The organism is Spirillospora sp. NPDC049024, assembly GCF_040649235.1.
Taxonomy (GTDB): Bacteria; Actinomycetota; Actinomycetes; order Streptosporangiales; family Streptosporangiaceae; genus Spirillospora.
Genome location: NZ_JBEZFD010000015.1, coordinates 159,841 through 179,930, shown reverse-complemented (window position 1 = coordinate 179,930; position 20,090 = coordinate 159,841). Strand labels below are relative to the sequence as shown.

Here is a 20,090-nt window from a genome sequence, read left to right as displayed (position 1 = left end):
GCCAATTCGGTTCAGGGCGGTTACGTCCCGATGTGAACCACCCGTACCAAGTTCGTCGGAATTACGGGGAGTTAGTCCACGAGTCGAGCCACCTCCCATGATCCTTCCGACGGCCGTCCGGACGGAACGCGCGGTGAGGCCAGCGCGGCATCGGCTGTCCCCACGCTCACAACGATTAACCCCCGCCATGAATGGGACGAGGGCATACGAGTGGCTAGCCAGCCAGACTTCTCAGGGTTTACGAGGAGGCAGAAGTGGGGGCGTCGGCACGCCGCGCCGCGAGCCACTGCTCGGTATAGGCGGTGACTTCTTCGATGAACTGCTCCAGCCCGGCCCGGTCGAGGTCCATTTCGGCGATGAGGTAGAGCAGGATGAATACCTCGGCGTAGAGCGCAGCTCTCAAATCGTCTGCTCCGCCGATGTGAAGTGTTGGTGCGCCGACGGCGGCACGAACCATGTCCTCGGCTACGGCAACGTTAATCAACCCTGCGTCCTCTTGGGCCTTGACCCGCACTTCGGCCACGAGTTGGACTATCTCGTTGACCGTGTAAGCTGGCGAAAATTTTCGACGTACCGCAACACAGAATGCCCCGTAGAGCAGCGACATGTGGCCGGCCGCCGTCTTGTTGTTCGCCTGGATCTTGTCCTTCAGGGGAACCCACGCCTCCGGCCCTTCCAGTAGGAAGGACCGCAGCGCCAGTATGTTCTCCTCCGTAATCTGTATCTCTAGGGAATTTGTCAACTGCGTTATTCCTCGTCGGCCATTGCTCTGGCTTTCGTTATGAATGAGGCTAGCTCCGCATCGTTCAGATCTGCATCAGCAATCAAGCCTGCGAGCAGGAACAGCTCGGTTGTATAGACGGCCCTGTCGTCGATGTCGGCGATAGACCCTTCGCCAAGAACAGCCAGCAGCAGTCGCTCTGCGATGTGTGCGTCAACTTTCTCTGTGGCCTCTGGTGTCCTTCCCCGGAGAGAAGCCACGAACTCAATTATCTGAGACTCGACAGTCTTCGGGTCACACTTGCCGAAGCGGCGATTTGTTGCGAGAAAGAAGGCTGCGGCAACCAGCACCGGATAATCTGCCTGAACGCTCTCCTTGTTGAGCTCTCGCAATAGCCTCAAGTGATCATCTGTTCGGCCCGCAAGTTGTGCATGCAAGGTGGCGGCCATATTATCAGTTATTGGCACGCTCTGCTCCTGTCATTTGGACTCGGATCTTACGTATTCCGACGCGACCGAGGCGTGCGACCTCGTAGACTATTATTCCCGTCCCGAGTATTCCTATAGCCGCATTGGCGGCCTGGATGCTTTCGTGATGTGGCTTAACTTCGATGGCGGGCTTGCTCACTGCAGTGCCGGTCGGTCGATCCCATTTGAGTAGTTTGCCTATGTCTTTGGCGAGTTTCTCTGTAGTGTCGGCTACATCATCCGATGTTCGGATGAAATCGCGTCCCTTCTGCTTCCAGCGAGCAAGGGCCTCCGTATCTTCGTCATTTGCTTCTCGATTTTCTGGATCGTCCTCGGGGCCGCGGAGTTCGCCGCGGCCCGGTTCGCCGCCTCTGGCGCCGACCGGGTCGAGGTCTTCTCTGGTCGGGAGTCCTGTCGGTTCTGTGGTCTCCGGTTCGTTTGGTGCTAGTTCGCTGCCGGATTCGTCGGTCTGCTGGCGACCGTATCGGGGTTCGACGTGTACTTGGCCTTGGCTGTCGGTGTATATCTCGGAAATGATGGGATTGGGACGGACCTCCGGATTTTTCTCATTGGCTTCTTTCGGGTCCGACTCGTTGCCGTCGCCCTCGGCATTTGTACCATGGCCGTCGCCCTGGTCACCCTGGGGTTCTGGAGTCTCGGCGTTCTCGCCGGTTCTTTCGGGTGGGGGCACTGACTGGTCGTCGGGTTTCTGGCCGCCTAGGTTGCCGTCGTCGGGCGGCTCGGTGATCCCATCTCCGGTCTTTGGTGCGTCTGAGGTGCCTTCTTTTGGCCCGAGAGGCTCCTTGCCGTTGTCCTCGACCTGCTCTACGTGAGGCTCGGGAGGTTGACCGGTCTCTGAGCCCGGTTGTGGCCCGTTCTGCTGGTCCGGAGGTTGGCCCTCGGCGGGTGGTGTGCGGTCTGCCAGTGGTTCGGGTGGCTGGCTGCTGCCGTCTTCGGACTTGTGGGAGTCCTGCAGGGGGAGGGGCTCGTGCTCTGGGGCCTGCGCGTGTCCGGTTTCTGGTGCCCGGGGGTCCCCGTCGTCCTCGGGGGTGGAGGGTGGAGATTGGTCGCTGGGTGGGTCGCCGCCACCGTTGTCGCCGAGTAGTGCCTCGGGGGCCGGGGGTTGTGCTTCTGGCCCGGATTCCGGCCCTCCTGCGTTCTCGTTTTGCAGTGGGACGGCGTTGTCGCCGCGTTCGCTGTCGGGCGGCTGTGCGGTGTTGTCGGGGGGCTGGGCGTCTTGGAACTTGGCTCGTAGTTCTTCTGCGTGTTGCTGTTGTGCTTCGCGGGTGCGGGCGATGTGTTCCAGGCGGGAAGGCGGCTGCGGGGGTGATTGGGGCGCGTCGGTCTTGTCGCCGGCAGAACTGGCGTTGTCCTGGGGGCGGTCCTTGTTGTCGAGGTCGCCCTGGCTCGCCGTCTCACCGGTCTCGGATCGGTCGGTCTTGGCCTCGCGGTCGTCGTTGCCGCGCTCACCCTCGTCTTGGCGGGGGTCCTCGGGCTTGGCTTGGCCGGACTTCTCCGCGTGGGGGCTGCCGTTGCCGGTCTGTGCCGGGTCGGCGTTGTCGTCGTCAGGCTTTTCGGTCGGCTTGGAGCCGGTGTCGGTCTCGGGGTCTTTCTTGTCCTCCGGCTTGGCTTCGGTCGGAGGGGCGCCGGGGGGCTGTTGCTTGTCGCGGGGTGGGCCGCTGGTGGAGTCGTTGGTCTGCGGGGCGCGGTCGGCGGGTTGCCCGTTGCCGGCTTCGGGGCGGTCGGGAAACTTCCAGCCTGCTGCTCTGAGGCTGTCCATGCGGGGCGTCTTGCCGTCGGCTCCGGGGTGGTCGTGCGGTGACGTGCTCCCGGTGTCGGGCGGGGTGGGCTTGTCGGTGGTCTCGGGGCCTTTGCCCGGCCCACCGGGGGGATTGTCCACGCCCACGCTCGCAGCCCTTTCACTGGGGGGAGGCGGGCCGGTTCCAGGGCATTGGTCGGGCAGCCCGCCAGGCGGAGCCCTTGACGCGCGGGGCTGACATCAGGGCAAAGCCGTGCCCTATGTAATCGCGCACGTGCGAACTTTGCACGTTCCTGATGGCGGGGCCGTGGTGTCTGCGCTCGTTTCAACTTCCATCACTGCTACATGGCCGTGGGCTCGTTCCCATTCGCATGCGGAACAATACGAACGACGGCGTAGACGCCCTATTTCGATAGATGCGGCCATGCATCGACCGCAGGAGCGTGCGGTGCGGGGGAGTGGGAGCTGCTGGGCCTGCCCACGCACGAATCATTCGTCCCGACTCTTGATCCTTGCGACGGCTTCATTGGTGAGTCGGTAGAGGCGGCCGGGGCGTCCGCCGCTGATGGAGGTCTCTGTCGGCAGAAGGTCCTCGCCGAGGGAAGCCAGTGCGTCGTCGAGGTCGGCCGTCGAGCCGATGTTCTTGATCTTCGCCAGCAGGTCCGAACGGGAGACCGGTGCCGGATGCGCTGCGAGGAGGGCGCCGAGCACCCTGTGTCTGATCTGGGGGTCGGCGTTCTCCGGACGGGGCGTCCGTCCGCCTCGTCCGACGGGCGGGCGTGCGGCGGTCGACATGATGTGCTCGACGGAGGCGATCACATAGGTCGTGAAGGCCTCCGCGCTCCGCAGGTGCCGCGGAGCGATCGTCCCGCATCGGTCGGCCAACGCGTACACGGCGGCGATGCGCTTCGTGTAAGGGACGGCGCGTCCCGCGAAGGACTCGATGAGCTCCGATCCCGTGGAGAGCCCGGTCAGGCGGTCGTAGAGTTCGTCCTTCCAGTAGGCGCGCGCGGCGTCGTCGAAGTCGAGCAGGTCGGTAGCCCTCGCGTACTCGATCGCGGCGCGCAACTCGGCGGCCAACCCCTCCATGGACGCCTCCGGCATCTGGTCCGCGAGGGGGAGCGACTGGCAACGCTGAACGTACAGGGGCAGGAACCGGTTGAACGTTCCGCCCGCCACGTCGGACGCCGAGAGGTTCGCGCGGAACTCGTCCGGGGTCACATGGCCGACGATCGCGACATGCGCCTTCGGGACGGTCGCGCAGTCCGCCTTCTTCTTCACGATGACGGAGAGGGTGTTGCCCTGCCACGCCGTGCGGAGGTTCTGGCCGAGCGCGTCGTCGATGCGCGAGCGCCGCATCACCTTCGCCCACTCCTCCTCGACCATGAGGGCGGGGAAGCCGGGGAGGAGGCCGGGGTCCTCGTCGCCGCCCTCGACCCATCCGGCCTCGCGGGCCATGGCTTCCAGCTTGCCGACGAATCCCGCGCCGGAGGAGGGGGAGCCGTAGAGGATGTGGCGATCGGTGAAGTCGCCGGAGACACGTTCGAAGATCTCCATCGCGGCACCCGTGGCGGTGCCCTTGCGGCCGAGCGCGGTCCGGCCGATCAGCATCGTCCATATGACCAGCGGGTGCCTGGACGAGCCGATCCGGATGTGCGGGCGGTGACCGATCGCCGCGGAGAACGCCGATAGAAGTGTGGCCAGGACCCCCACGGGGTCGCCCTCGGTGTAGGGGTGCAGTGCGGCGACGACCTGGCCGGGCAGGCCGGTGAACATGTCCTGGGTCGGCAACGGTCCTGGCCGTTCGAGCCGGTACCAGTGGTCGGCAGTGCCCCGTCGGCCGTCATCGGCGCGTGGTTCTCTGACTCCGGACACCCTTCGGCTCTCCGGGGTCCGGTCGGAGGGCTCGCTCTGGGCAGGCGGCTCTGCCGGGCCGACCTTGTCTCGGACGGGCCTCAACGGTTCCCCACCCACCGCGGGGCGGCCCAGGGAGCGCCGGTATCGCGCGTCGACGAACCTCTCGTGCGACGGGCTCGCGTTCAGGAACATGACCTTGGCCCACCCGGGCGCCGGGCGGTCGGCGTGGACGCGGGCCAGCAGCGCGGCAGGTCCCCGGCCCGTCTCTACGGTCGCCGCGACCCAGCGCCGGAAGGCGGCCTCGCCGTCCGGCGTGCTGAGCACCGGGTCCGCGCCCCACGGGCCCTCGTCCTCGTCGTCGAGGAACGAGAAGCCCGCGGAGCTTACTTTCTTTCCGGTCTGTGTCATCCGCTCATTCCAGAATGAAGTCGAGTTCCGCCGCGACCTCCTCGAACGCGGCCAGCACCGCCCGCGAGAACCGGTTCTCGTAAGGCTCGCCGCGCAGGATGCGGGGAACCGCCTCCTCGAAGATGTCGGTCATGAGGATCTGCGCCCGCCGGAATGTCGAGCCCTTGCCGTGCTCCTCGTAGGCGCGCGTCCAATCCGGCCGGGGATCCTCCGTGATCCGCCGGTCGACCAGTTTCGCGAGCCGTCTCGTGAGGGCGCTGGAGATGTCTCCGATGATGACTTCTTGTTCATCGGTGTCCGGCTCGGCCCCGGTCCACCGGGCCGGTTTCTGGAGCATGCGGTAGACCGCGTACTCCAGTTGCGTCCGGAGGCTCGCCGCGGGACGCAGGTCCTTGTACTCGTCGGTGTGGCCTTCGGACAACCGCCGGGTCAGCGCCTTGATGGTGGACCAGTGCTTCTTCGGAACCTCGTCGGACTCGGGGGAGAGCCCGAGGGCGCCGCGCCAGCGGATGTGGAAGGCCCGGACCGCCTCGGTGACCGCGTCCGTCAGTTGCCCGCTTTTGTAGACGGGGCGCGCCGGCCCCGTTTCGAACTCGACCGCCTCCTCGGTGAGCGCTTCGAGGAGCCCGTTGAGCTGCCGTATCGTGCGCCGGGCCGCTTTCGGCCTGACCGGATCGATCCGCTCCGGGTCGAGGACCCCGTCGATCCCTCCGACGAAGAATCGCGCCTCGTCCAGGCGGCGGCGCAAAATCCGCTCGGCCAGTCCGAGTTCCTCACGGATATCGCTCAGCACGTTCTCGGCCGATCCGAGGACGTGCCGTTCGCGGTCGGAGAACGAGCCGAGGTTGTCGCCCTTGACGAGATCGAAGTGGGTGAACAGGAAGAACAGCTTCTCGCCGTTGCCCGTGGCGGCAGCCGTCCGCATCACCGCCACCGGCGCGGCCTGCATCGGCTGCTGGGCGTTGTCGACGAGCACGATGGCGTCGACCTCGTCCAGGCGCTTGCGGAGGGGAGTGGAGACCTCGGCGACGGAACCGGGCGTGTGCCCCAGCCCCTCCCCGTCGATCAGGACGAGCCGCGCCTCGCGCTCGGCCCAGAGCGGACGGAACGGTCCCGCCGTCCTGATGCCGTTCACCAGCGGCGTCAGGAGCCGGCCGAAGAACGCGGCCTGGTTGCTGGAGAACCTGGTGATGCCGCGGAGGAACTCGGCGCGGTCGGCGCACTCCCAGGACCAGGAGACCGGCCACCCGGCCGGGTCGCGCCGCAGGTCGCCCTCCGCCAGTACCGCGAACCTGTCCTCGACGGCGCGGAGGAACGCGTCGACGATCCGCGCGCAGACGTCGGAGTGTCGGACGCGCCGTTCGAGTTCGTCCTCGATGTACTCCTCAAGGGGCCGGTCGTCCTGCCCGGTCTCGGCGGCCGCGTGGATGTCGGCCAGCTCGGTCGTCACGATGTGCTTGATGGCGCGTACCGCTTCGTGGACGAGCGCCGTCGTCCCGGGGTCGGTCGTGCGTGCTGCCGGTCTGGCCGCCGGAGCGTCGTCGAACTCGTCGTCGAGGTCCTCGTCGTCCAGGTCATCGTCGAGGTCCGGTTCACTGGCGGGGAGGGCGGCGCGTCCGAGCAGGTAGCTGAAGCGGTAGCGCTGGCTCACGTGGTCGAGCAGCCTGTTCTGGATCACCTCCTGGGAGCGGCCCTCGAACGCCGCCCGCGCGGCCTCCCAGACGTTGTCGCGCAGGTGGTCGGCGATCTCGTCGCGTCCGGCGAAGGTGACGGCCGCGCGGAACGGCCCCTCGGCCGTGAGGACGATCTCGGTGTCGGCCACGGTCGTCTTCGCAGTCGAGGTGGACGGGAACCGCTCGGTCTCCGGGTCCGTGCCGAGCAGCTGCCGGACGACCGTCGTCTTCCCCGCGCCCGTGGTGCCCAGCAGGAGCACGTGCTGGTAGCCGCCCTCGGCATCCCCCGGGAGCGGCAGCAGTTCGTCCCGCAGCGCGAGGGCATCCCCGCGTTCGCCCGGTGTGAGCTCGGCGCCGGCCGTGGCACGTTCGGCGAGCTGCCATTGAGCCTCCACCGCGTCCGCCAGGTCGGAGGGCATCCGCCAGTGGCCGACGACGTGAGGGGCGGGCACGGGCTCGGCCAGGGGGACCGCGTCCGCCAGCCTCCAGTGGATGAGCCGCTTGTCAGCCCAGGGCCCGCAAGCGCACGACGACTCCTCGCACACGTCCGCCAGCCGTGCAACGGCGACGATCATGTTCCGCTCTCCGCACAGGGCATCGAGGCTTTCCGGCGAGCGTCCGGTCAGCCGGCTGGTCAACCGCCTCAGATCGTCGTCCATATAAGAGCCCGCGCAGATCGCGATCCAGCCGCGCTCTTCCGTGGCGCTCTGACGGCTGTAGACGGTCTGGTGGCCCTGGGCGATAGCCCACGCGGCCGGCTGAGGGACGGTCAAGGCCCAGGAGAGTTCCGACAATTCACATCCTTTGATCGGGGTCCCGGTACGGGACCAAAGAATGCCTGTGGCACGTGGGACGCCAGGGCCGTGTGACCGGTTGCCCAGCGGCCGGCGGATCCAGGGGAAACGCGGGGTATGAGCCTGGGCGCGGAGTCAGCGGTTGCCGAGGGGAACGGTGACGCCGTTGGACCACATCGAGTCGTGCAGTTCGATGGCCTTGAGTTTCGTGCCCGGGGGAACGTCGTAGATGAGCTTCCCCTTGACCGTGTTTCCGGGGTTGATCTGCTGGAGGAAGGACTTGGAGTCCTCTTCCGTCCACAGTGACGCCTCGGGGTCGGCATCGAACTCGCGGCCCTTGGCGTCGATGAGCGTCTGGTTGTGGTTGGTGAACGTCCGGGCCTTGTCCCCGATGTTCTCGACGGTCACGGAGATGACGACGAACTGGCCCTGGGCGGTGTCGCCGAAGTACTGGTCGCCGACCTTCTTCACACCCTTCTTCACCTTGGTGACGGTGAAGGCGAACTTCCCGTCGCGGTACTCACGGCCGACCCCGTCCGTGACCTTCTTCGCGCCGGGCGCCTTCTTCCCGGGCTGCTTCGACCTCGGCTGCTTCGTCCCCGACGGCTTCGTCGCGGCGGCCCTGGACGGGGACTCCGCCGAGGGTGACGTCTCGGACGAACTGGCCACGACCGCGACACAGGACCCCATCAGGAAGAGTCCCGCGACGGCGCCGAAGATCGCGTAGAGGCATCCCTTCCCGCGCTTCTTGGGCGCCAAGGCCGGCGGGACCTGCTGGGGGCCGTAGGGCTGGTGAGGGTTCATGTCCTTCTCCTGGAAGTTCGGGCGGCGAGGCCGCTGGGTCGTCCTGCCTCACGCCTCTGACCCCGGGCCGGGGAAGCGGGTTGGACAGACACAGCCAACCACATGTAGTGCTGTGAATCCAATCAACCTAAGTTTTCCCGTACTTTCACGGATTCAAGGGCAGAGGAACCTGGGGAGACGTGAATCAGATCAACCGGCGAGGGAGGCGCTAGGGTGAGGGCATCCTGCATTTCGGCTGGAGGTAGCGCTGGTGCCCAACGATGCGACCGTGACCGCGGCGGACATCGCCCGCCTGGCCGCGGTCGGCCGCGCCGCCGTGAGCAACTGGCGCCGCCGCCACGATGACTTCCCCCAACCCGTCGGCGGGACGGCGGTCAGCCCGACGTTCTCCCTCGCCGAGGTCGAGGACTGGCTCCGCGCTCAAGGGAAGCTGGCCGACTCGCCCATCCGGGAGCGCGTCTGGCAGACCCTTCGCTCGGCGGCGTCCGACGGCACGGATCTCGCGGACGTCCTCGCCTTCGCCGGCTCCTTCCTCCTCTTCCTGCAGGCCGACCCGCGCCACTGGGAGGAGCTGCCGGACGAATCGGACGAGCAGATCGAGCGCGTCCTCCGCGACGTGGTCCGCGGGCCGACCGACGTGATGCCGACGGCCGCCGCCCCGATCGCCCGCGCACTGGCGCAGCTCGTCGGTGAACTAGGCGTCGCGGAGACGTACGAGTTCCTGCGCACCCGCTACATGGAGCACCACAGCCGCCGCGTCTATGTGACGCCGGAGCCGGTCGTGCGGCTGATGCTCGATCTCGGCGGCCCCGCACGCACGGTCCTCGACCCCGCCTGCGGCACGGGCACGTTCCTGAAGGCGGCCGGCGAGACGTTCAAGAACGTCGAACGGCTGCTCGGCCAGGAGATCGACGCCACGACCGCGCGCATGACCGAGACGCAGCTCGCGCTGCGCGGCGCACCCGCCGAGGTGTGCCCCGGTGACTCGCTGCTCGCCGACGCCTTTCCCGGCAGGACGGTCGACATGGTCGTCTGCAATCCGCCCTTCAACGACCGGGGGTGGGGCTATGAGCAGCTGACGGGCGACCCGCGCTGGGAGTACGGGCTTCCGCCGCGCATGGAATCGGAGCTGGCCTGGCTCCAGCACGGTCTCGCCCATGTCGGCCCCGGAGGGCACGTCGTCCTGCTCATGCCTCCTGCCGTGGCGAGCCGCCGTTCCGGGCGCCGCGTCCGTGCAGAACTGCTCCGGCGGGGGACGCTCCGCGCCGTCATCGGCCTGCCGCCCGGCGCGGTGCCGAACATGGCCGTCGCGTTGACCGTGTGGGTTCTGCGCTGCCCGGCCCCTGGCGACACCCTCCCGGACGATGTTCTCATGGTCGATACCTCGGCCGACCCAGAGAACTTCCAGAAGACGGCCCTGGACGCCTGGCGCCGCTACGCGAAGGGCAAGCCCCTTGAGGGGGACGCAAGTTCCGTCGTCCGAATCATCGACCTGCTGGACGACGAGGTCGACCTGACTCCCGCCCGCTACCTTCCAGCGCGGAGCGCGCCCACGGCGGAAGGCTCGTTCGTCGCGGCCCTCGAACGCCTGGACGAGCAGGCCGTTGAACTACCGCGAGCCATCGCCGAACTGTCGTCGCTGACGCAGGGCCGTGCGCGCGCCGACCTCCCCATGACCACGATCGGTGAACTGGCCAAGGCGGGTGTGCTCCAGATACTGCGCCCCCCCGCCAAAGTACGGATGGACGAAGGAAACGTGTCCGTCCTGACCCTCGACGATGTCGCCCGGGGGCAGGGGCCCACCGGAACCGCCGCACCCGACCCCGACCACGTCGAGGTGGCCCCCGGCGACGTCGTCGTGTCGCTGTCCGGCCGCCATCCCGTGGCCCGTGTCATCACTGAGGAAGGCCCGGTGCTGGGCCCCGGTCTGGCGCTCGTGCGCGCCGAGCCGTCCCGCACCGACCCCGAGTTCGTCGCCGGCTGGCTTCGGCTCGGCGCGCAGGACGCCCGGCTGCGCAGCTCCACCTCGTCCGCCCGCTTCGACGTCCGCCGCGCCCGCCTGCCCCGCCTCACCCGGGACGAGCAGGCCGAATTCGGGCACGCGTTCCGCAAGCTCGCCGACCTTGAACGTGCACTCCGCGAGACGTCCGGTGCGGGCGCCGACGTCCTGCGCCTCGGACTCGAGGGGCTGGGCACGGGGACGCTCCGCCCGGCCGAGTGACGCCGGTACCCTGGCGGCCCCTGAGGAGGTGGGAATTGCGGCGGGGCGACCTCTTCGGAGAGCGCGAGCGCTACGAGCTCGACCAGCCGGTCGGGCGCGGCGGCATGGGGGAGGTGTGGCGCGCCTACGACCGGTTCCTCGACCGGCGCCTGGCCGTCAAGTTCACCCGCGTCTCGGACGAGTCGCTCGTCGGGCGGTTCGAGCAGGAGGCCCGCAGCACCGCCTGGTTCGAGCATCCGGGCGTCCCGACCGTGCACGACTTCGGAAGCCACGACGGCTGGTTCTACCTGGTGATGCAGTACGTCGAGGGCACGACCGTCGACCATGTCCTCGGAGCTGAGGAGAGGCTGTCCGTTTCGTGGGCTGCGCTGATAGCCGCCCAGGTGTGCGCGGTGCTCCACGTCGCGCATCGCCGGCCGTTGGTGCATCGCGACCTCAAGCCCAGCAATCTGATGCTGTGCCCAGACGGCTCGGTGAAGGTGCTCGATTTCGGCGCCGCTGTGGGGCTCGGCCCAGGCGACGTGCGCCGAACCACCACCGGCCTCGGCGCTCCACACACCCCGGGCTATACGGCCATGGAGCAGGTGTACGGCAGCCCGGGCCCGCAGAGCGATCTGTACTCCCTCGGCTGCGTCCTCTACGAGATGCTCACCGGCCGTAAGGTTTTCCCAGGTGACACGGCCTATGAAATACTGCGCCGCCACGAGGACGAGGACCCGACCCCGCCACGGGTCCTGCGTCCGGAGGTCCCTCCTGGGCTGGACGCACTCGTCCTGCAACTCCTTGCGAAACAACCCGGCGACCGCCCGGCCAACGCCGCCGAGACGTACCACCGTCTCCTGGAATTCGTCTCGTCCCTGGAACCGATCCCAGGAATCGTCGACACGATCGCTCCGCGACACCTGTATGCCGCCGCTGTCACCCGCATCCGGATTTCAGGCAGCGCACCTGCACCTCGCACAGAGGAAAGGGGAAAGCTTCCTGCGCGCGACGACGTCGTCAAAGCGCGCGCGGAAGCAGGTGAGCTGGCCAGGGCAGGACGCTACACCCAGGCGGCCGAGCTCCTCTCCGACCTCACCGAGCCCGCCCGCCTCGTCTTGGGCGACGACGACCCCGAATACGTCGGGCTCCGCCAGGACCTGGCCGATGTCCTCTTCCGAGGCGGTGACTACCGTCGGGCCGTCGACGCCTACCGCGCCGCCGCCGTGGTGCTTTCCGAGTTCCATGGGCCGGACGACCCGTCCGTCCTGAACTGCCGCGAACAAGAGGCCGTCGGACAAGCCCACCTCGGAGCCACCGACACGGCCCTCACCCACCTGGAAGAACTGCTCCGCGACCTCCTGCCCGACGGCTCGGCGGCTCTGCGCGTCCGCGAGCACATAGCCCGCCTCAAACTCGCCGCAGGCCGCACGGACGAGGGCCGCCAGGAACTCGCCGACCTCCTCGCCGACATCACGGACCAGTATGGCGACGACCATCCGCAGGCCGCCTGCCTGCGGATCCTTCTCGACGACCTCAGCCAGGCAGGAACGGGCTAGGCGGCCCCGCATACGACACATACAGGTGGTCCCGCGCCCGCGTAGACGCCACGAAGAGCAGGCACCGCTCCTTCTGGACGTCCTGCGCGTGCGCCTTCGGGTCCTCGTCCTCCGGCGTGACGGCCTTCGACGAGGGCAACGCGCCCGCGTCGGCCCCGATGACGGCGATGCACCGGAACTCCAGGCCCTTCATCTTGTGCATCGACCCCACCTGGACACCCGGCGTCTTACTGGGGACCTGGTAAGCGGTGATGCCCGCCTCCTTCAGCCGCCTGGCGGCCTTCCGCGCCACCCACACGTACCGGGCCGCGACACCGATCGCGCTCGGCTCGACCCCGGCGTCCAGCCAGGCCTGCACCTGCTCGACGAGCCCGTCCAACTCCGCGTCCATGTCCGGATACGCCTTCACCACGGGCCGCTGCCCATGCATCGGCGAGCGGTATCCGTCCAGGGTGTCGGCCGAATCGTCGAGCCCCTGCGCCGGCGCGACGCCCAGCAGGGGCACCGACCAGGCCAGGATCTCCTGCGTGGTCCGGTAGTTCAGCTTCAGCTTGGTGCTGCGGCCCCGCACCTGGATCCCGAGACTCGCCAGCGACACGTGGCTGTCGTAGATGCGCTGGTGCGGGTCCCCGACGATGAACAGATCGTCCGGACCGACCGCGACGAGCCGCCGCAGCAGCCGCCACTGCGCCGTGTGGATGTCCTGCGCCTCATCGACGATCACGTGGTCGTACTCGGGTCCGTCGACCAGCTCCGCCGCCTCGTTGGCGAGCTGCGGGAACGTCGACTTCCCCTCAGCCGCCAACCCGTCCACCACGTGCCGGACCGCGCGCCACACCACCACTCGCTGCGCCTTCCCCAGCGGAACGCCGCGACCCCTCCTGACGCAGGCCTGGTAGTCCTCCTCTGACTCCAGGTTCTGCGCGAGGATGATCTGTTCCCATTCGCGGCTCAGGAACGTCGGAGAGAACGGCGTCCCTTCGGCCGCGTCCTCCCAGAGGGAGTCCAGTTCCTCGGGCCGGGGAATGACGGGCTTGCGATGCCGCCCGACGATCCCGTACGCCACCGCGTCGACGTTCTTCACGTGGATCCGCTCGCGGACCTCCTGGTCGTCCACGAGCAGGGCGAGCTGCTTCTCCAGCGCCTCGGCCAGGTTCCGGGTGAACGTCGTCAGCAGAACCCGTCCGCCCTTGGATGCGAGGAACTTCGCCCGGTGAAGCGCAGTGACCGTCTTCCCCGTCCCGGCTCCGCCTGTCACCTGGGCAGGCCCGCTGTAGGAGGGGCGAAGAGCGACCCGGCTCTGCACCGGGTGCAGGAAGATGCGCCAGGTGTCGAATGGATGCGCGAGGATGTCCCGCAATTCCTCCGGCCCGTTGACGAAGACGACCTGCCCGGGCGTCCGCCGCATGGCCGTGACCAGGTCATCCGGGTCGACCGCCGCGGGCTTCTCGTCCACCGGAAGGTACTTCGCGACCTCTTCCCACGCCTGCTGGACGCTCATGCCGTCCGCGAGTGCCAGCAACGCGGTGTACTGCGGTGCGGGCAGGAACTTCTCCAAGGCCTGCAAATGCGAGTCCTCGGTCAGCAGCCGGACGAGCGGGATCAGCTCCTTGTCGATCCCCAGCCGCAGCAGGTCCTTCTCGAAGACGTGCCCCAGCAGGCGGAACACCGTGCCCTCCGCCGCCTTCTCCAACGCCGGAGAGATCTCGTCCAGCGCGGCCTGGTCACGGACCTCCAGCACCCCGATCGCCTGGTTGACCGAGAACTTCCTGCTCGTGGCCCAGGCGATCGCATCGTCATGCGGCAGGACGGCGAGCAGGCAGTACACGTCCCCTTGCTCGGGCGCCAGCACCACTCCACGCCAGAACTGCCCGATGCGGATCGTCCGGATGCGCGGGTCCTTGGCGTTGTTCAACTTCTCCAGGTGAAGCCCGGCGTGCGTGTGCTCGGCGAACTTCGCGATCGCGGCTTCCACGCCCTTGCGCACCTTCGGCTCCAACTTCGCGTACTGCGGCATGAACGAACCCGCAATAGCAAGCTGAGCCACCCCGCACCGCCCCTTCGACCAACGCCAAGCCGGGCCCACATCCTAGGAGCCGCCAGATCACTTGATTGAACCCCGGACGATCGGCGTCCGCCTCCGGACAACCACGGGACTCCCCGTAAACCTTGTGCAAGCCGCCTTCGTCGTCACGGCACCACCGAACCACCCGCCATCACACCCGACCGCAGCAGCCGACCTGCCCACCCAAACACGACGGTTGCGACATCGCGTCCCACCGCGACCACCTCGCCACCTCGGCAGGCACTCGAAGTCACGCCGCGGATGAGCACTCGCCACGATCGCCGGCATCCGGCGATCCGGGTCGCACAGGACGTGGATCAAGGCCTCGAGGCCCGGCGGCCGCACCAAGATCGGCCGCTCGCGCAGTCGAGAGAGAGTCGCGGGCGTCGATCGTGGCGAGTAGGCCCCGGGCGAGACGCGGCACACCCGCTCTCCGGCCCGGCATGGATTCTTGGTCTTCGGCCCCGGCTTGGGAGTCCGAGAACTCCGCGTCCAGCCAGAACCAACTGCGCACTTGACCAGACGTCCGCCCCGGGGCATGAACGGTCAGGGTCGGGCCGGTTTCGTTGTGCTTGGTGTCGCGGACGCCGATCGTGCCATCGGCGGCGCGGTCAGCTTCGATGCATCTGCCGTTCGGTTCGCTGTGGCGCGATTTGCGCCAGCCGGGGAAGCTCTTGGTCATGTCCTCGATCCTGACTGCCCGGCGAGCCTGTTGGCTACCTGATCGAGGCGCCATCACCACTTGCTACTGACTGCGCGGGATGTTCAGGTCAGTTCTCTCTGGCGAGCATGCGCGCGTGCCCGACGATCGCAATCAGTTCGCTCGGCGGGAGCGCCTCGGTCAGCCTGGCGGCCTCCCGGTAGGTGTGTTCACTCTTCCTGTCCGTGCCCTTACCGACTCTGACGAGTTCCTTCCTGGTCACCTCCCATTCCTGCCACTCCGCTCGGAGGAACACCTCCAGCGTGTCGTGAAACACCGCATACCTGCTCGTCACGGTTGTTTTAGGCCAGTCCACGGGCGTTGCCCCGAGAAGTTCGAGCAGGCGGCGATTCGTCCGGACACACTGTTCGGCTTTGTTCTTCAGATGGACGCCATCCTTGTCCTTCTGTTCAGGGCGTTGCGTGGCGAGGTGGGCGTCCCCGTCAAAGACCATGAAGGTGGGAATGCCCAACTCGGTGAGGATGACGTAGGGCAGGGGAAGGTTCTGCTTCCCTTCCACTTGGACAACCATGATGCCGTGCTTGTTCAACGGGTCGTCGCGCAGGCCACAGCCTTCCAGCGTGCCCTTGTCGCTGACCCCCTCCACAAGGATCACGGCCCGGGCGAACATGGCTTCCGGCATGTCCGTCAGGTACGCGTTTGCAATCTTGGCCGCAAGCTTCGCGTCGTCGGTGGATTCGCGGTCCCCCGGCCGTACGGGGGCGCCGAGCCGGCCCTGGACGGCGGCCCGCGTAGTCGAGTGCACGTGCGCTGTCGGTACGCCGTCCTCGATGGTGCGGGTTACCCGTCGGATCTGGTCGAATCCGTCCGTTTCCAGAAAGTACGGGCTGTGTGTCGCATAGGAGATCTGCATGCCCTGCTCGGCCTGTTCGGCCAGGGTGCGCAGAACCGAGGCGAACGTTCGAGCCTGCACGGGATGTTGGAACAGTTCCGGCTCCTCGATTGCCAGGAAAACCGTCCGGCTCGCCTCGCTCGCCTTCCGCTCTGCCAGCACCCGCAGGGCAGTAATCAACAGTGCCCGCTGGAAGCCGTGCCCTTGCTGGTCCACGCGCGTGCTGGCGGAGCCGTCCTCCACCGAGACCTGGAACACCGACTGCGGCACCCGCATCTCCGGAATGTGCGAGCTGACCCGAAGGGTACGTCCCCGGGTCAGTTGCTCGACCTCACGCGTCAACTCCGCCGACAGGTCATCGAGTTGCGCATGGAAATGTTCACGATGGATCTGGCCCCGCCTGTCCTCGAACACCGCGTGCAGTTCGAGCAGGTCCTTTTCAGCCTGGGTGCGGTCGACAGCCTGGTCCAGGATCCTGCCGATGATCGAGCCTTTGACGTCGCGGCCCTCCTCAACCGCCCGCAGGTCCGCGCTGACGAACACGTAGTCGAACAGGCCGCTCATCTTGGCCTGTCCGGCGAACCCGAAGAAATGGCCGTCCGCCGCCAGTTCGGTCGCGACCAAGTCTTCCTCATGTGCGCGCTCCCAGGCGACCATCGCGTCCTCGGCCGCCGCGGCGCTCTGCGCGACCGGCAGTCCGAGATCAAGCCTCGCAGTCCGCAGGGCTCGATATCGCGCATTCCGTTCGCTGCGACTCTCCGGTCGCCGCACCTCCGCAAAACCGGGGTAGGCGAGAGTGCGTCCCGACAGCTTCGCCGTACCGTTCTCCCACCGCCGCCACAGCCGGACGGTCTCGGCGCCCCCGGCTGCGTACTTGCCGAGCGTGGCGCGGTCCAAATCCGTGAGGTCGCAGAATTCGACCTCGATGCTGATCTGGCTGGTCTCCGCGCCCGCCCACACGTCGTCCTCGGTGAGGTCCTGAGCTGTCCCGTTGAAGAACCAGTCGAGGGCGCGCAGCACGGCCGACTTCCCGACCCCGTTGGGACCGATGAAGGTCGTTATGTCGTCGAAGCAGATGTCAACGTCACGCAGACACCGGTAGTTCTGGATCCTCACGCGTCGTATCCGCACCCCTAGATCTCATCGGTCACATCAGTCACGCCGCAACCGAAATTGCTCGACTGGCCGTAGTGCGCCGGTGGCCGGTGCACGAAACGACGGCGCACAGCGCCCCCCTTCCCGCGGCTTCACACGCCCTGGGTGGCTTGGTCGAGAGAAGGGGTCAGTTGGTCGACTTGACCGGGAGGTGCGGGCCTAGGTAGCCGATGTAGATCCTCCCCGTGTTCTTGACGTCGTCGAAGTAGTGCATCCGGGGTGCGCTCATCCCGGCGCCCCCGCCGAGCCGGACATGCGCCCACATGTAGACCTTGCCGGACGGGTCCACCTCCCTCGGCACGGGCAGCAACCGTCGGCGGCTCATCTTCGCATTCCCCTTCACGGTTTCCGACTCGTCGGCACCGATCTTGCCGGGACTGATGGCGCGCGCACCTGAAGGCGGCTGCTTGCACCAGGCGAGGAAACCTCCGTTGAAGCGGCCCTCGGCGCTGGCCTCCGCGTAGCCGTCCATGGCGAGCAGGGCCTGCCAGGCGGTCTGCGCCCATGACGAGGCGCTCGGCATCGTGTCCAGGTCCAATGGATGGTCGATGTCGCCGGTGAATTCGATGCGTGCCAGGTCCTCGATACGGTCCACGACTTCAGCGAAGGAGTTGGGAAGGATCGTCTGTTCGTCTGACTGGGCATAGGCGTCCGATCCACGTCCTGCTTGCACCAGTCGCCGCTGCAGCGTACGGACCAGATCCTCGAGGTACTCGGCGCGCTGGTTGGTGGCGTCGAACTCGACGCTGAGCGCGGCCAACTCCTCATTGCGCTGGGCGAGGCGCTGCTCGGTCTGCTCGGCCTCCGCAACCAGTTCCAGCGCCGCGTCGAGGTTGCCCTTGATCCGACCGACTTCCTTTGACAGCGCCTCCGCGGCCTCCTGTACACCCGGGGCCGGTACATCGCCGGCTCTTCCCGCGCTGGGCCGCTCGGCGAGAAGAGCCCGGCTCAGGCCGGTGAGAGGACGGGGGAGCAGTGCCTCCGCGCTCAGCCTCCGCGGAAGTCCGGAGAGCAGGGCTCCTGACCGTGTGGGGCTGTCCTCGATACGGGAGGCGGACAGCACCCTGTGACGGAGCGCGTCTTGATCGCTCGCCGGATCGACGTCGGGAAGGTACGTGCGCACAGCTCCGCCCCATACCCCGTGCGACTTGCCGACTTCGGCGATGAACTGGTCCGTGGCGGGCGGATCGAGCAGGTACAGGCTCGCGAGTCCAGCGGCGTTTCTCGTTGTCCCGTCGATGACCTTGCGCCAGTCTTCGAAGTCACGCCGCGGATGAGCACTCGCCACGATTGCTGGCATCCGGCGATCCGGGTCGCACAGGACGTGGATCAGGGCCTCGACGCCCGGCGGCCGCACCAAGATCGGCCGCTCGCGCAGTTCGGAGAGAGAGTCGCGGGCGTCGATCGTGGCGAGTAGGCCCCGAGCGAGACGCGGCACACCCGCTCTCCGGCCCGGCATGGATTCTTGGTCTTCGGCCCCGGCTTGGGAGTCCGAGAACTCCACGTCCAGCCAGAACCAGCTGCGCACTTGACCAGACGTCCGCCCCGGGGCATGAACGGTCAGGGTCGATACCCATGAGCCGTCGTTCTGGGGCTCGCGAAGTTGCCACCGCTTCGTCTGCGTGCCGTCCGCTGAGTTCCGGGCCAGGACGAGGAGCACCTCACCGGCAGAACCCACGCGAGCTCTTCCTTTGTCGAACGCCTCACGATCCAGTCCCTTCTGGCCGAGCCAGGAGCGCAGTTGTTGCTCCGCTGCGGGAAACGCCTCGTCTGCGGGCAGCTCGGTGTGAAAGACGGATCGATAACGTCCGGTGGCCACGTTCCCACATCCTTCGCTCTCAGCCTCATCGCTCATCAGAAACGGATGTGGGAGCGGCGCGGTGAGGTACCGAATGAAAATGCCCATGTTACGCCAGGTTCCTGGCGTATTAAGGCGGTCGTCGGGTGCCAACCCCGCGAGCACGCGCGAGCCGGGGTGCTCCGAAGCGCGTACATGCGGAGTTGGCCATGCGAGAGGAGCATCTTCTGAATTCATTGCCAAATAAGGTGAAGAGCTGATTCTCCGTGCTCAAGAGGGAGGAGACCGTTGACGATATACGTGTGGGTCAAGGGGTGACCCACTAGATTCGCAATGTTTACGTCCATCACGAGCCGAGGTGTTCTGATGTCCCCGACAATGCTCCCGGCAGCCCAGCCTGCGCTGCTGCGGTGGCGGCGCTTCTGGACGGGTGCCTCACAGAGGGCCGAACAGGGTGCGGGGGTCGGCGTCGAGGTCCAGTGCCGCCAGGGTGTCCAGCAACTGTCGTTCCTCGTACCGGAAGTGGGACTCCATGATCGCCGCGAGCCCGTCCAGGTGGGAGGACAGGACGTCCGGCGGGCCGACTGCCGACAGTGCGCGGTCGAACTGCGTCAGGAGGGAGGCGATCATCTTGTGGTCCTGCTGGAGCTTGGTGATCGCGGGACGCAGTTCGGGATGGCGTGCCGCAAGTTCGGGGAACAGTGCGGCGTCCTCGCTGAGGTGATGGCCGTCCAGTGCGGCGCAGAACCCTTTGCAGTACAGCAATAGGTCACTGCCCGCCGATGCGGCCTCGGCGCTGTCGCCGGCATCGAGTGCTCGGCGTGCGAGACGCAGGGCTTGGCGCAGCCGCTGGTGTACGGCCGTCAGTTCACGATTCCAGGCGATCAGCCTGTTCTGGTCCTCACTCACCGGTGCGGGCGCGGGGAGAGGGGCATGGTGACCACCTTCCAGATCCGGCGCCTCCATGCCTGACGCGGTCCGTCACCGGCACGCGACGCCGCCCCTCACCATATCGATCACCTGTCATCGCGGCGGCGACGCTTGGCGTGCGGGAAATGCCGCCGCCCTGCTGTGCTGCATGCGTGATGCCTTTCCCTTGGGGCCTCGGGTGAGAACCTCGCACATGCGGAGAGCGGACGTGAGACGCGTGCTTGTGCTGAATCCCCTGCGAGGGCCGGGTGAGCGCTGATTCTCCGTGCTCGGATAACGACTCAATGTGACGATGTGCCTGCGGACAAAGGAGAGATCCGCCTGATCCGCAACGCTGAAGTCCATCA

Annotated in this window: 13 protein-coding genes; 2 read left to right on the top strand and 11 right to left on the bottom strand. The window is 67.3% G+C overall.

Translation table 11 applies throughout. The features are described from left to right. Nucleotides 1–238: 238 nt before the first annotated feature. From AB0C21_RS27090 to AB0C21_RS27065, 6 genes are all read right to left on the bottom strand, one after another. On the bottom strand, nt 239–742 hold the full coding sequence (locus AB0C21_RS27090; RefSeq protein ID WP_500207886.1) for a hypothetical protein: 504 nt from the start codon (nt 740–742) through the stop codon (nt 239–241). A 5-nt stretch (nt 743–747) separates the two neighbouring features. Then, nucleotides 748–1,188 carry a hypothetical protein gene (locus tag AB0C21_RS27085; protein ID WP_500207885.1) on the bottom strand — a complete coding sequence of 147 codons (441 nt, stop codon included), beginning with the start codon at nt 1,186–1,188 and terminating at the stop codon, nt 748–750. Next, nucleotides 1,175–3,094: a hypothetical protein gene (locus tag AB0C21_RS27080; protein WP_500207884.1), complete on the bottom strand. Its 1,920-nt coding sequence runs from the start codon at nt 3,092–3,094 to the stop codon at nt 1,175–1,177. The genes AB0C21_RS27085 and AB0C21_RS27080 overlap by 14 nt, the downstream gene beginning before the upstream one ends. A 342-nt stretch (nt 3,095–3,436) precedes the next feature. Then, nucleotides 3,437–5,212: a DUF3987 domain-containing protein gene (locus tag AB0C21_RS27075; RefSeq protein ID WP_500207882.1), complete on the bottom strand. Its 1,776-nt coding sequence runs from the start codon at nt 5,210–5,212 to the stop codon at nt 3,437–3,439. 4 nt (nt 5,213–5,216) lie between these two features. Next, entirely contained in the window at nt 5,217–7,658 is a 2,442-nt protein-coding gene (locus AB0C21_RS27070; protein ID WP_500207880.1) for a P-loop NTPase family protein, read from the bottom strand. A gap of 156 nt (nt 7,659–7,814) precedes the next feature. Next, nucleotides 7,815–8,483: a DUF4352 domain-containing protein gene (locus AB0C21_RS27065; RefSeq protein ID WP_500207879.1), complete on the bottom strand. Its 669-nt coding sequence runs from the start codon at nt 8,481–8,483 to the stop codon at nt 7,815–7,817. A 250-nt stretch (nt 8,484–8,733) separates the two neighbouring features. On the opposite strand from AB0C21_RS27065, the gene AB0C21_RS27060 reads away from it, so the two are divergent. Beyond that, a complete protein-coding gene (locus AB0C21_RS27060; protein WP_500207877.1) occupies nt 8,734–10,704 on the top strand; it encodes an N-6 DNA methylase in 1,971 nt (656 codons plus the stop codon). Nucleotides 10,705–10,739: 35 nt separating this feature from the next. Next, a complete protein-coding gene (locus AB0C21_RS27055) occupies nt 10,740–12,242 on the top strand; it encodes a serine/threonine-protein kinase (RefSeq protein WP_500207876.1) in 1,503 nt (500 codons plus the stop codon). On the opposite strand, the gene AB0C21_RS27050 is transcribed toward AB0C21_RS27055, so the two are convergent. From AB0C21_RS27050 to AB0C21_RS27030, 5 genes are all read right to left on the bottom strand, one after another. Beyond that, nucleotides 12,220–14,289 carry a UvrD-helicase domain-containing protein gene (locus AB0C21_RS27050; protein ID WP_500207874.1) on the bottom strand — a complete coding sequence of 690 codons (2,070 nt, stop codon included), beginning with the start codon at nt 14,287–14,289 and terminating at the stop codon, nt 12,220–12,222. The two genes, AB0C21_RS27055 and AB0C21_RS27050, sit on opposite strands and share 23 nt — an antisense overlap. A 268-nt stretch (nt 14,290–14,557) precedes the next feature. Next, entirely contained in the window at nt 14,558–14,989 is a 432-nt protein-coding gene (locus AB0C21_RS27045; RefSeq protein WP_500207872.1) for a DUF397 domain-containing protein, read from the bottom strand. 88 nt (nt 14,990–15,077) lie between these two features. Continuing rightward, nucleotides 15,078–16,976, bottom strand: coding sequence for an ATP-dependent nuclease (locus tag AB0C21_RS27040; RefSeq protein WP_500207871.1), 1,899 nt, complete (start codon nt 16,974–16,976; stop codon nt 15,078–15,080). 166 nt (nt 16,977–17,142) lie between these two features. After that, a complete protein-coding gene (locus AB0C21_RS27035) occupies nt 17,143–18,921 on the bottom strand; it encodes a hypothetical protein (protein ID WP_500207869.1) in 1,779 nt (592 codons plus the stop codon). Nucleotides 18,922–19,248: 327 nt separating this feature from the next. Beyond that, complete coding sequence (locus tag AB0C21_RS27030; protein ID WP_500207868.1) at nt 19,249–19,779, bottom strand: hemerythrin domain-containing protein; 531 nt, start codon at nt 19,777–19,779, stop codon at nt 19,249–19,251. Nucleotides 19,780–20,090: the final 311 nt, after the last annotated feature.

Bases quoted from the DNA above. Each gene is read 5' to 3' on its own strand.
- AB0C21_RS27035 (WP_500207869.1), bottom strand. From the start codon at position 18,921: ATGGGCATTTTCATTCGGTACCTCACCGCGCCGCTCCCACATCCGTTT.
- AB0C21_RS27075 (WP_500207882.1), bottom strand. From the start codon at position 5,212: ATGACACAGACCGGAAAGAAAGTAAGCTCCGCGGGCTTCTCGTTCCTC.
- AB0C21_RS27065 (WP_500207879.1), bottom strand. From the start codon at position 8,483: ATGAACCCTCACCAGCCCTACGGCCCCCAGCAGGTCCCGCCGGCCTTG.
- AB0C21_RS27030 (WP_500207868.1), bottom strand. From the start codon at position 19,779: ATGGAGGCGCCGGATCTGGAAGGTGGTCACCATGCCCCTCTCCCCGCG.
- AB0C21_RS27045 (WP_500207872.1), bottom strand. From the start codon at position 14,989: ATGACCAAGAGCTTCCCCGGCTGGCGCAAATCGCGCCACAGCGAACCG.